The sequence below is a fragment of the Spirosoma lituiforme genome, from assembly GCF_054776635.1.
In genome coordinates, this window is sequence record NZ_BAAHBO010000002.1 from 802,992 (window position 1) to 815,710 (window position 12,719).

Below are 12,719 nucleotides of genomic sequence, written 5' to 3' on the forward strand. Positions count from 1 at the left end.
TATGAATCATCTTTCTAAAGGGATTGCAGCCTTCTCATTGAGCCTGTTGCTTACGTCCGGCACACTGGTCGCGCAACCCCTCTCAGAAGCCATTCGACTGAACCAGATCGGCTTCTACCCGAACGGGCCCAAGGTTGCCATAGTTGTTGGCGACGCGCCGGGGTCTTTTCAGGTAGTGACCCCGGACCTTAAGCAAGTCGTTTTTACTGGTACGCTGGGCAGCGCCCGAACCAATCCGATTTCAGAAAAAACAATCCGTACGGCCGATTTTTCTGCGTTTACCAAACCCGGTACGTACGTCGTGGTTATTCCTGGCCTGGGCCACTCCTACCCGTTCGACATCCAACCAAACGTTCACCGGGCTGTAGCCATTGGAGCCGTCAAAGGCTTTTACTATCAACGGACCGCCATTGATTTACCGACGAAATTTGCCGGGCAATGGGCGCGTCCGGCGGGCCACCCCGACACGCGGATCCTGATTCATCCCTCCGCTGCCTCTTCAGACCGTCCGGCAGGAACGGTGATCTCGTCGCCCAAAGGCTGGTACGATGCCGGTGATTACAACAAGTATATCGTCAACTCCGGCATTACCATGGGCACGCTGCTTTCGCTCTGCGAGGACTTCCCAAATTATGTCAAGAAACTGGACACAAACATTCCAGAAAGTACGAACAAGATCCCGGACGTACTGGACGAAGTACTCTGGAATCTGCGCTGGATGCTCACGATGCAGGACCCTGCCGACGGTGGCGTTTACCATAAGCTGACCAATGCCAGCTTTGATGGGATGGTAATGCCCGACAAAGCGACCAAAGAACGGTATGTGGTCGCCAAGAGTGTTACCGCCACGCTCGATTTTGCCGCTGTTATGGCGCAGGCAAGCCGGGTCATCAGGCCTTACCGCAACGAATTACCCGGTCTGGCCGATTCCTGCCTGTCGATGGCCGTTAAGGCCTGGGCCTGGGCAAAAGCCAACCCAACCGCGCTGTATAATCAGAAAGCGATAAACGACCAGTACGACCCGGATATTTCGACGGGTACTTACGAAGACCGGAGCGCTGACGATGAGTGGATTTGGGCGGCCGCTGAATTATACACGACAACGAAAGACGACACCTATTATACAACAGTCAACTTGTTTCCGGATGATAAGACCCCGTTACCTTCGTGGCCACAAGTGCGCATGCTGGCTTACTATACACTGGCGCGTAAGGGTGATGAGCTGACAGCGCGCGGCAAGAAAGATCTTCCGAACGTGAAACAGTACCTGACTACGCTGGCCAATTCGCTCATTGATGGGGCCGACCGGCAGGCGTTTCAGACAGTGATGGGAAAATCGGCGAAAGATTTCATCTGGGGTAGCAGTTCAGAAGCCGCCAACCAGGGTATTGCGCTCCTTCAGGCCTACCGGCTCACCAGCTCGCCAAACCGCAACCAGTATCTCCACTACGCGCTGACCAACCTGGATTACCTGCTGGGACGGAATGCTGTTGGCTACTCGTTTCTGACGGGCTTCGGCGACAAATCGACCAGGCACCCTCACCACCGACCATCCGTGGCCGATGGCATCGAAGCGCCCGTGCCAGGGCTGCTCTCGGGAGGTACCAACGCCAATGCGGCCAGGCAGGACAACTGTTCGGGCTATACAACAACGGTTGCAGACGAAGTGTATCTGGATGCCGATTGCTCTTATGCCTCCAATGAAATCGCTATCAACTGGAACGCGCCCCTGGTTTATCTGGCAGCCGCCCTCGAAGCGTTGCAGGGCGACCAGAAAACTCGTATAAATCGGTAACAGGTAAGTAACTTTACCGTATTCCCGAAACAATGCCAAAAGGCTTAACGCAAAGGCTTCTGGTGGAAAATTCTGATGCATCCCGATAAGGTATCAGCGTTTTCTACCAGAAGCCTTTGCGCATAAAATCAGAATCCATCTGCTTACAAATCAGCCAATAACTAAGTCTACCTGATTTATTCCAGAATTAGTTGCACTCTCTATTGTTTTACTGTATATACCGTTTAATAAATAAATTTTTGGTCTTATCTTTCCAGTGTGAAAGAGACAAATAACGGGTCGACTTACACGCAGTAACTTCTGTATCTACCTATACTTACGCCTACATGCTTTACTTTTCTAGCTGGAAACACGGCCAGACAGGCCGACTGTTTGCCCTCTGTGCCTTCTCTTTGGTACTCTTGTGCGCAAACGGGCCGTTTGCCCTAGCTCAAACCACGTATTACGTGGCCAATTCAGGAAACGACGCCAACAATGGCCGATCCGATGGTTCTCCGTTTCAGACCATTGCCAAGATCAACAGCTTATCCCTTCAACCGGGCGACGCTATTCTGTTTCGACGGGGCGACACCTTTCGGGGTACATTGGCCATCCGGCAGTCGGGTACGTCAGGCAGTCCCATTGTCGTTGACGCCTATGGATCAGGAAACAAGCCCATTCTTGCCGGATCGGTTCCGGTAAACGGCTGGAATAATATAGGTAATAACGTTTGGCAGGCCGATTGCCCTTCGTGCGGAAGCCGGGTAACCGGTCTGTATCGCAACAGTTCCGTTCTGCCACTGGGGCGCTACCCCAACCTCAGCGATGCCAACAAAGGGTACCTGACCGTTCAGTCGCACAGCGGCAAAAGCCAGTTAACCAGCCAGCAGAGCCTGTCGCAGAACTGGACAGGCGGGGAAGCGGTGTTGCGGCCTACGCAATGGATTCTGGACAGGGCCACCATTACCCAGCAGAACGGAAACACACTTTCGTTAAATAATTCGAGCAGTTACGACCTGGCCGACGGATGGGGCTTTTTCATCCAGAATCACCCGGCTACGCTGGATCAGGTTGGCGAGTGGTATTATGACCCATCCAGCAAAAAGATTCGTTTGTTCGACAATCAGAACAACCCCAACAACCAGCTCATCACTGCTACGGCGTTCAACGAAGCGATCAATCTGACGAATGTATCGGGCATCACCGTTCGAAATGTCAAAATCACGGAAACGCTAAGTACAGGTCTGGCCATTAACGGCGGCTCTACGTTTGTCATTTCGGGCAACGACATTACCAACTCGGGCGAAGACGGGATTACAATCATTGGTTCGGGTAACAACGTAGTGGCGGAAAATAACCTGTTCGAAGACGCCAATAGCAGCGGATTCTACATTGGTCCCTACCAGAATTTTACGTTTCGGGGAAACACCATCCGTCGCATTGGCCTGATTCCGGGACGGGGAAAAAGTGGCGATGGTACTTATTCGGCGCTACAGGCGCTGTGTACAGCCAATACCCTGATCGAAAATAACGTCGTCGACAACATTGGCTACAACGGGATCGCCGTCGTCACGAACGCAACCGTCCGGTACAACCAGGTATCGAACTTCTGCCTGACCAAAAGCGACGGGGGCGGCATTTATTCCTGGAACGGGGCGCGCAGCAACGTAGGCGATCTGCACATCATCTCGAACATCGTTTACAGCGGTATCGGCGCACCGGAAGGAACACCGGGTGGCGCTTATTCGGGGGCCAACGGAATCTTCCTCGACGACTGCTCGCAGAATGTCGAAGTGGCGAATAACACCTCGTTTGGGTCACGCGGAATGGGGATTTTTCTCCGGGGGGTGTCCAGCATAACCGTCAACGGAAACACCAGTTTCAACAACACGGAGGAACAACTCAAGCTTGCCTACAATGGTGCCTGTGCTGTGCGAAACAATGTGGTTCAGAATAACATACTGTTCAGCAAATTACCCAACCAGATTGTAGCGGCTTATGAATCAAATGCCAACGACCTGGCGAGCTACGGACAATTCGACTACAACTATTACATCCGCCCCTTCGAAGACCTGTTCAAGATCCGCACGGTCTATAATCCGGGCTCGGGCATAACCGGCTCGGACAATACCCTGACGACCTGGCAGGGGATGTACAACAAAGATACCCACTCGTCCAACAGCCCGGTTACCTACAAAAGCCAGGTCGTCAGCCAGACGGGGGCCAGCCTGCTCGACAATTCGTTCAACAGCAATACGCAGGGCTGGAGTGTATGGTCGCCAAACGGCAATGGCCGGGCCGACTGGGACAACGCGAACCGGCTCGACGGCGGGTCACTTCAGCTATCGTTTTCCAACAATCAGGCCAACTCCTATTTACTCGCTACGGTAAGCATTGGTGCCGTTACCCGTGGCAAATCATATCAGTTGCTGTTCGACGGAATCGCCACCGGAAGCAACAAGCGCATCGAACTGTACCCGCGCCAGTTATCGGGTAGTTACAGCGACCTGGCCCCCCGCAGCGTTCAGTTGATGGGGACGTCCCGCCAGCAGTACGAAGCTGTTTTTACCGCTACAGCAGACGAGTCGAACGCTATTCTGGTGTTTCAGGTGACCGGCGATGGCCAAACAGCCTGGGTTGACAACATCCGGCTGAAAGAGGCAACCCTCTCCAGCCTCAACCCCGACGATTATATAAAACTGGTGTATAACGCCACATCCCAGCCACAAACGACATCGCTGAGCGGCTCGTATCGGGATGCTAAAAACACCCAGTACACCAACCAGATAACGTTGCAGGCGTTTACATCGGCGGTGTTGATGAAAGAAATCAACGCAACGCCCCCGCCTACCGTTTCGCTGCGCGACCCCGAAAATCCGGGCAATGCCGTATCGGGTCTTGATTACCAGTATTACGAAGGGTCCTGGAGCAACATTCCTGATTTTGGCTCCCTCAACCCCACGAAAACAGGCACAGTTTCCAACGTCGATTTGTCCGTTCGCAACCGGGATGAACAGTTCGGTATTCGGTACAAAGGCTACGTTAGCGTACCCACCGATGGAACGTATACGTTCTATACGACTTCCGATGACGGGAGTAAGCTGCTCATTGGCGCGACCGAAGTCGTTAACAATGACGGCCTGCATGGAACCATAGAGAAGTCGGGTACCATCGGACTGAAAGCCGGAAAACACGCGCTGACGCTGCCGTTTATTCAGGGCGGTGGTGGTCAAAGCTTCGTGGTTAGTTACGAAGGGCCGGGCATCAGTAAGCAGACCATTCCAACATCAGCCTTTTACCGAATTCCTACCACCACTACCACACCGACGACACCCACTACCCCGACGGCAGGAAGTGGTACCGGCCTTCTGGGCGAGTACTATAACAACGCCAACCTCGCTGCGCCAATCGTACTGACCCGCACCGACGCAACCATCAATTTCGATTGGGGAACGGGTTCGCCGGCATCCGGCATCAATTCCGATAACTTCTCCGTTCGCTGGACCGGGCAAGTGCAGGCACCCGTCACGGGCAGCTACGTCTTCACGACAACCTCAGACGATGGGGTCCGGCTTTGGGTAAATGGTGTCATGCTGATTAATAACTGGACTGGTCACGCACCAACAAACAACGACGGAAACGCCATAAACCTGACGGCGGGGCAACGTTACACGATCCAGATGGAGCACTACGATGGCGGTGCCGGGGCTGTTGCCAAACTGCTGTGGGCTTACACGGGCCAGGGGCAACAGGTAATTCCACAAAGCTACCTGTACCCGGCTACCCCCACCACCACGACACCCTCAACGGGCACGGGCGTATTTCTATCGGACCTGAACTGGACAACATCGTCGAACGGCCACGGCCCTGTTGAGAAAGACCGCAGCAATGGCGAATCAGGTGCCAGCGATGGCCGAACCATTACGCTCAACGGCGTGACGTACGCCAAAGGGCTGGGTGTACACGCCCCCTCCGAAATCACCTATAACCTGAACGGCCAGTATGCTCATTTCCTGACAGATATGGGTATAGACGACGAGATGACCAATGCGGGCTGCGGAACGGTAAACTTCCAGATCTACGTCGATAATGCACTGGTTTATGACAGTGGTACGATGACCCCCTCATCGACAACCAAATCCGTTGACCTGAACGTGTCAGGCAAGCAAACCCTGAAACTGGTCGTCACGAACGGGGGTGATAACGTGAACTGTGACCACGCCGACTGGGCCGGTGCCCGCTTAACGGGCACCAATGGTGCGCGGCTGGCCAGCCAGGAAACAAGCGACTTTTCGCCGGTACACATCTACCCAGTACCCGCCCGCGACGAGGTAAGCATTCGGTACATAGCCGAGATGGCTGGTGAAGTGAGTCTGCAATTGGTATCGCTAGCCGCGCTGCCGGTCATTGAGGCCAGACATCAGGTAGTAGCGGGCGAGAACCTGTTAAAACTACCCGTAGCTTCGCTAAGCCGGGGCTATTACGTACTCACGCTGATTCAGGGTACTCAGCGCATCACCCGGAAAGTGATTTTGTCCGAGTAAACACATCAATCCCTGTTTATCGAGTGGATTATATGGAGTGGCAACCATATGATCCGCTCGATCATTTATAACGGCCTTTGTTCAAGCACTTGGAACGGCTTATTTAGGCGAACGACCATGCTCTCCGGTATGGTTTTTCGCATTATTCAGTATGTTAGCACCCATAACCGGTTTTTAGCTTTCCTCACTCCATGAAACTAATTTTCCCTGCCCTGCTGCTGGTGTCATCGGCGTTGGCTCAGCCGTTAATGCCGGGTCGCTCTACAGCTCATGTAGCTTCCTACCAACCTCCCGTTTTTACTGACGCGGACCGGTTAAAGAAATTAAGCGCAGCGTTTCCAATCGTTGAAAAACTATACCGGGACGTTGCCGAAAAGCGCCATATGCCTGGGTTAGCCTTCGGTATCGTGGTCGACGGGAAACTGGTTTATTCGGGCGGCATCGGCTACACAAACATCGCGACCAAAACGCCCGCTACCGCTAAATCCCTGTTTCGAATTGCGTCGATGACCAAGAGCCTGACAGCGATGGCGATCCTGAAACTCCGCGACGAAGGTAAACTTCGACTCGATGATCCGGCTGAACGGTATATTCCCGAACTCAAATCGCACAAATACCTGACCGCCGATGCCCCCCTCATCACCATCCGGCACCTGATGACGCACTCGGCCGGTTTCCCCGAAGATAACCCCTGGGGTGACCGTCAGTTAGCCGACTCCGACGCTGATTTACTGAACCTCATTAAAGGCGGCATCTCGAATGCCAACGTGCCGGGCGTAGCCTACGAATACAGCAATCTCGGTTTTGCCATGCTCGGGCACATCATTACCATTGTCGCGAAAAAGCCGTACCAGCAATACATTACTGACGCCATTCTGAAACCACTCGGCATGAACAATACACAGTGGGAATACAGCCGCGTTCCGGCCGATAAGCTGGCGTTGGGCTACCGTTGGCAGGAAACCGGTTCGGGTTCCGGGCAATGGCTGGAAGAACCGCTGCTACACGATGGATCGTACGGCGCAATGGGCGGCCTTATTACGTCCATCGACGATTTCAGCCAGTACGTAGCCCTGCATCAGGCCGCCTGGCCACCCAGCAATGCCATTGACAATGGGCCCGTAAAACGGAGTTCGGTCCGCGAAATGCAGCAACCCTGGACGTTCTCGGATTTGTTTGCCCAGGTTAAAAATTCGGCCGGGCAACCCTGTCCCGTCACCAGCGGCTATGGTTACGGGCTCGGTTGGAGCAAGAATTGCGTTGGTCGGGTGGGCGTTGGGCACAGTGGTGGTCTGCCGGGTTTCGGCAGCCAGTGGCGCATTTTGCCCGATTACGGCATTGGCGTCATTGCGTACGGCAATCTGACCTACGCGGGTCTGGGTTCCGTTAATTCGGCGGTACTCGATACGCTACTGGCCATTGGCAAGCTTCAGCCCCGCCAGCTCCCCGTATCCGGCATACTGGCCCAGCGCAAAGCCGACCTGATCAAATTACTGCCCGACTGGGAAAACGCCGAGCAAAGCGGCATTTTTGCGGAGAACTTCTTTCCCGATCAGTCAGTGGTTTTACGCCGAAAAATGGTGCAGGAGTTGTACGCTAAAGCCGGATCTATCAAGCGCATTGGCGAATTGATTCCCGAAAATCAGTTACGCGGCCATTTTCTGCTGGAAGGCGACAAGGCCAGCATTGACGTCTTTTTCACCCTGACGCCCGAAAATCCGGCCCTGATCCAAGAACTTGACTTTCAGGAGATACCCCGGTAGTCATAGTTCACCCACACTTTTCGCAAAACCATAAACCGTGACAAACACGAATCACAACTCCATATCGACCGCCACCGAACAAGATATACCGGCTTTGGTCAGTTTAGTCAACAGCGCCTACCGGGGCGACAGCTCACGCAAAGGATGGACTACCGAAGCGGATTTACTGGGTGGTAACCGGATCGACGAAACGTCGTTACGGGAGCTGTTTCAGAAGCCAAATACCCTGATCCTGACATACCAGGATGCGGGTCATCTGCTGGGCTGTGTTCACCTGGAAACAAAAGGGGATGATCTTTACCTGGGCATGTTAACCGTTTCGCCCGATGCGCAGACCAATGGCATTGGTAAACAGTTGCTTTCGGCGGCCGAACAACTTGCGGTTGACAGAAGATGCCGGGCGGTTACCATGACCGTCATTACGGTGCGGCATGAGTTGATTGCCTGGTACGAACGACGCGGCTACCAGCCAACCGGCCACACGCAACCCTTCCCCGACGATCCGCGGTTTGGCCTCAAAAAACAGCCACTGGCGTTTATGGTCATGGAAAAAATTCTATAATTCGGGCAAATAACAACGCGTGGTTTGTTACCTCACTGGCAGTCAAGGCACATAGGGCACGCCGATTTAATAAAAAGACGATTTTGGTGCGAGTGGAAGCCAAACCCTTTTTGCGTTTGCCGATTTAACTCTATAATTTCACCACAGTATAATGAATCACGATCTCTTAAGCCCTATGTCAGCTTCCAAACGCGTCCTGATTGCCGAAGATAGCTCCGTTATCCAGAATCTGGCCCGCAAAATTCTTGAGTTTCAGAATTACGACATCACCGCCGTAAAAAACGGAGAACAAGTGCTGCAAATTCTGGAAAAAGAAGATTTCAGTATTCTCCTCCTGGATATCAATATGCCGCTCATGGACGGAATGGAATGCGTTCGGCGGGTTAGGGCACTCCCCGAAAAAGAAAAAGCCAGTGTCCCCATCGTGGCGATCACCGGTAATGCCAAAAATTACACGGAAGAAGAATTCAAAACCGCCGGTTTCAACGACGTATTGGTAAAACCTCTCAACTTCGACCGCCTGGTGGAAGTCGTTAATCAACTGACGGATAAATAAAAAGAGCGAAAGAATGAAAGAGTGAAATCGGACCGCCGAAGCGGAGTGGCTGGCGCATTTACTCTCACTCTTTCGTTCTTTCACTCTTTCGCTCTTTATGCTCATCACACTGCTCGGTACAGGAACTTCGTCGGGAGTGCCGCTTATTGGCTGTACCTGCGAGGTATGCCGTTCGGTCGACTTTCGGGATAAGCGACTTCGCACGTCCGTTCACCTGGCAATAGACGGGCGAAGTTTTGTTATCGATACCGGCCCTGATTTTCGTCAGCAGGTTCTTCGCCTTAATCTACAACAGCTCGACGCGGTACTGTTCACGCACGAACACAAAGACCACACGGCCGGTCTGGATGAAATCAGAGCCTATAATTTTCGGTCCGGCAAAGACATTCCGGTCTATGGCCGGCCTTCCGTTCTGGCGCAGTTGCAGCGCGAATTCGCCTATGTCTTCGCCGAGAAGAAGTACCCCGGCACGCCCAGCGTTCAGCTGAACGACATATTCAATGAGCCATTCGATGTGCTGGGTATCCCATTCACGCCCATCGAAGTGATGCACCACAGGCTCCCCGTTTATGGTTTCCGCGTTGGCGATTTCACCTACCTCACAGATTTAAATTACATTTCTGATGAGGAATTGAAAAAAGTATACGGCACAAAAGTTCTGGTACTTGATGCGCTCCAGCGCGAGCCTCACATTTCGCATTTCACACTGGATCAGGCCGTTGCACTCGCCAACCGCGTTGATGCCGACCGTGTTTACTTTGTTCATATCAGCCACAAACTGGGCCTGCATCGGGAAGTAGAGCACGAATTGCCCCCTCATATGCGACTGGGGTATGATGGGCTGCAGATTACCCTCTAGGCTGGGCTGGCTTCCTCAAACCAATTCCGTCCACGCATCGTTACCCGTCTGAATTACCAGTTATACGATGCCGACGCTCATAAAGCCTTCCCGCTCTTTTACCGATACATTATTGGATCACTACCGACAGCAGGGCGACCCGGCTGCCGATGCCGTTATTGCCGCCGTTGTTGATACCGAAGCGGCCCCTGGTTTGCGATCGCTGATGCAGTGGCTGGCCGACACCAATGACTTCTCGCTGGTAACGCAACATCCGGCAATCCAGGCTTTTTTTGCGGATCATGCCCAGATGCCCGATTGGGCGGACGCTGATCGGATGAAGCGGGGGATGGCGTTTTTCAGGAAACACGCGCAACCAATCGGGCTGACCCTGGGCTTCTTTTCACTGCCGTTTTCTTACCTCGGAGCTAACGGAGCGCAGGTTCTTTGGCTGACCGAACGGATCAAGAACGATACCACGCGCCGATTGCAGGAAACCGGCGAATGGGTATTTGGGGTCAATAACCCTAAAGAATGGGCGTCGCAGAAAGCCATTAGCCGGACCCAGAAAATTCGGCTGATTCACGCCGGTGCCCGGTGGTTTTCCCTGCACTCGAAACGTTGGGATATGGCCTGGGGATACCCGGTCAATCAGGAGGATATGGCCGGAACCAACCTGGCGTTTTCGTACATCGTGCTGTTGGGACTGCGTAAATTAAACATCACCATGACCGAGCAGGAAGAAGAAGATTACCTGCACCACATCAACGTGGTCGGTTATTTCAATGGTGTGGCGGAGGAACTCATGCCCCAGAACCTGCGCGAAGCCTATAACCTGGGCAACGCAATTGCCCGTCGGCAGTTTGCGCCTTCCGAAGCGGGAGTTGGCCTGACACGCTCCCTATTGAACGCTGTAGCGGCAGGCATTGGGGCAGCCCAGTCCTCATCGGCAGCTACCGGGCTATCAAGTACCGGCAAGGCAAACTCAGCCGGTTCCGAGACCATCCGGAACCTGGCAGCCGGTGAAATGCGTTTCTTCCTGGGCGACCAGTACGCCGATTGGCTTGGTATTCCCAACGCACCCGTCGAAAAACGGTTAGCTGGCCTACTAAGCCGATTACCCATTTTTCCGACCAAGTTATAGTTTTGCGCATTCGGTTTATGGCATTCAGTACCCGGTATGCCAAACCAAAACCGGCAAACAATAAACCGAAATACCTACAGATTTGTATCAATTAGAACCCATCGCTGCGCTCGCTACTGCGCCAGGCATCGGTGCCATTGCCGTTTTGCGCGTATCGGGCGAAGGCGCCATTGCGTTAACCAATCGCCTGTTTAAGGGAAAAGACCTGACAAAACAGGCCAGTCATACCGCCCATTTTGGCACTCTTCGCACCGAAACCGGCGGCCTTATTGATGAAGTGCTGGTCACAGTTTTCAGGGCCCCCAAGTCGTTTACGAAAGAAGACGTTGTGGAAATTTCCTGCCACGGATCGGAGTTCATTATTCAGCAAATCCTGCGTCGACTCATGCAGGAAGGCGTTCGACTGGCGCGGCCGGGCGAGTTTACCCAGCGGGCATTTCTGAACGGCCAGTTCGACCTGGTTCAGGCGGAAGCTGTAGCTGATCTGATTGCTTCTGACTCGGACGCCAGCCATCGGGCAGCCCTGAACCAACTGCGCGGTGGTTTTTCCCGGCAACTAAAAAATCTTCGGCAGCAGCTCATTGACTTTGTCGCTCTGGTGGAACTGGAACTGGACTTCGGCGAGGAGGATGTTGAATTCGCTCACCGCGACAAACTTCGCCAGTTGATGCTCGACATACGCCGTGTACTCCATCCCCTGATCGACTCCTTTTCAACGGGTAACGCGATCAAGAACGGTGTCCCGACGGTCATCGTCGGCAAACCCAACGCCGGAAAATCCACCTTGCTCAACGCTTTATTGAATGAAGAGAAAGCAATCGTTTCCGATATTCCCGGTACCACCCGCGATGTCATTGAAGACGAGTTATTTTTGGACGGCATCCGCTTTCGGTTGATCGACACTGCCGGGTTGCGCCAGGCCACCGACCAGATCGAAGCCATTGGCATTGAACGCACGCAGCAAAAAATGCGGGATGCCTCCCTTGTCATTTATCTGTTCGATGGCCCTGCCATTAGTACCGATGATCTGGACGAGGTTATTCATGAATTACATCAATCGGGAAAACCGTATTTACTGGTCGGTAATAAGGCCGATTTGATGACAGACGCCAACCATGAATCCCTGGCCCATATCCTCAACAGGGAACAGGTCATCTGGATTTCGGCAGCAAAACAAACGAATCTGGACGACTTGAAAGCCGCGCTCTCGGCTCGTGTTCGCACGGATGCCGCGGTACAAACGGGCAGTGCCGTTGTCACAAACGCGCGTCATTACAACCACCTCATTGGTACGGACAATGCTCTTGCCCACGCCATTATCGGACTAGACTCCGGGGTCACGCCGGACTGGCTGGCTATGGATTTGCGTGTTGCCTTACAACATTTAGGAGAACTTACCGGTGAGATAACAACAGATGATTTACTGGAGTCAATTTTCAGCAAGTTCTGTATCGGAAAGTAACCGCCCTGACTACTATTTTCCTGTTACACTGCCGAGTAGCATCTAAAGCCCTGAAAATGGGCTTTTTGTGTTTTAC

General features: G+C 53.3%; 8 protein-coding genes. All 8 read left to right on the forward strand.

The window, feature by feature from the left end; all coding sequences use genetic code 11:
• Nucleotide 1 precedes the first annotated feature (1 nt).
• The gene (locus tag ACYU87_RS11725; RefSeq protein ID WP_461134254.1) at nucleotides 2–1,795 is read left to right on the forward strand and encodes a glycoside hydrolase family 9 protein; all 1,794 of its coding nucleotides are present in this window, start codon (nucleotides 2–4) and stop codon (nucleotides 1,793–1,795) included.
• A 326-nt stretch (nucleotides 1,796–2,121) separates the two neighbouring features.
• Nucleotides 2,122–6,318: an NPCBM/NEW2 domain-containing protein gene (locus tag ACYU87_RS11730; RefSeq protein ID WP_461134255.1), complete on the forward strand. Its 4,197-nt coding sequence runs from the start codon at nucleotides 2,122–2,124 to the stop codon at nucleotides 6,316–6,318.
• A gap of 191 nt (nucleotides 6,319–6,509) precedes the next feature.
• A complete protein-coding gene (locus ACYU87_RS11735; protein ID WP_461134256.1) occupies nucleotides 6,510–8,081 on the forward strand; it encodes a serine hydrolase domain-containing protein in 1,572 nt (523 codons plus the stop codon).
• Nucleotides 8,082–8,118: 37 nt separating this feature from the next.
• Nucleotides 8,119–8,643, forward strand: coding sequence for a GNAT family N-acetyltransferase (locus ACYU87_RS11740; RefSeq protein WP_461134257.1), 525 nt, complete (start codon nucleotides 8,119–8,121; stop codon nucleotides 8,641–8,643).
• 175 nt (nucleotides 8,644–8,818) lie between these two features.
• Entirely contained in the window at nucleotides 8,819–9,199 is a 381-nt protein-coding gene (locus ACYU87_RS11745) for a response regulator (protein WP_046575488.1), read from the forward strand.
• Between the two features lie 97 nt (nucleotides 9,200–9,296).
• Nucleotides 9,297–10,058, forward strand: a complete 762-nt coding sequence (locus ACYU87_RS11750) for an MBL fold metallo-hydrolase (protein WP_461134258.1) — start codon at nucleotides 9,297–9,299, stop codon at nucleotides 10,056–10,058.
• Nucleotides 10,059–10,125: 67 nt separating this feature from the next.
• The gene (locus ACYU87_RS11755; RefSeq protein ID WP_461134259.1) at nucleotides 10,126–11,181 is read left to right on the forward strand and encodes an oxygenase MpaB family protein; all 1,056 of its coding nucleotides are present in this window, start codon (nucleotides 10,126–10,128) and stop codon (nucleotides 11,179–11,181) included.
• Nucleotides 11,182–11,263: 82 nt separating this feature from the next.
• The gene (gene mnmE, locus ACYU87_RS11760) at nucleotides 11,264–12,643 is read left to right on the forward strand and encodes a tRNA uridine-5-carboxymethylaminomethyl(34) synthesis GTPase MnmE (RefSeq protein ID WP_461134260.1); all 1,380 of its coding nucleotides are present in this window, start codon (nucleotides 11,264–11,266) and stop codon (nucleotides 12,641–12,643) included.
• Nucleotides 12,644–12,719: the final 76 nt, after the last annotated feature.

Excerpts from the sequence above, each read along its gene's own strand:
- ACYU87_RS11725 (WP_461134254.1), top strand. The coding sequence starts at position 2 with ATGAATCATCTTTCTAAAGGGATTGCAGCCTTCTCATTGAGCCTGTTG.
- ACYU87_RS11730 (WP_461134255.1), top strand. The coding sequence starts at position 2,122 with ATGCTTTACTTTTCTAGCTGGAAACACGGCCAGACAGGCCGACTGTTT.
- ACYU87_RS11735 (WP_461134256.1), top strand. The coding sequence starts at position 6,510 with ATGAAACTAATTTTCCCTGCCCTGCTGCTGGTGTCATCGGCGTTGGCT.
- ACYU87_RS11745 (WP_046575488.1), top strand. The coding sequence starts at position 8,819 with ATGTCAGCTTCCAAACGCGTCCTGATTGCCGAAGATAGCTCCGTTATC.
- ACYU87_RS11750 (WP_461134258.1), top strand. The coding sequence starts at position 9,297 with ATGCTCATCACACTGCTCGGTACAGGAACTTCGTCGGGAGTGCCGCTT.
- ACYU87_RS11755 (WP_461134259.1), top strand. The coding sequence starts at position 10,126 with ATGCCGACGCTCATAAAGCCTTCCCGCTCTTTTACCGATACATTATTG.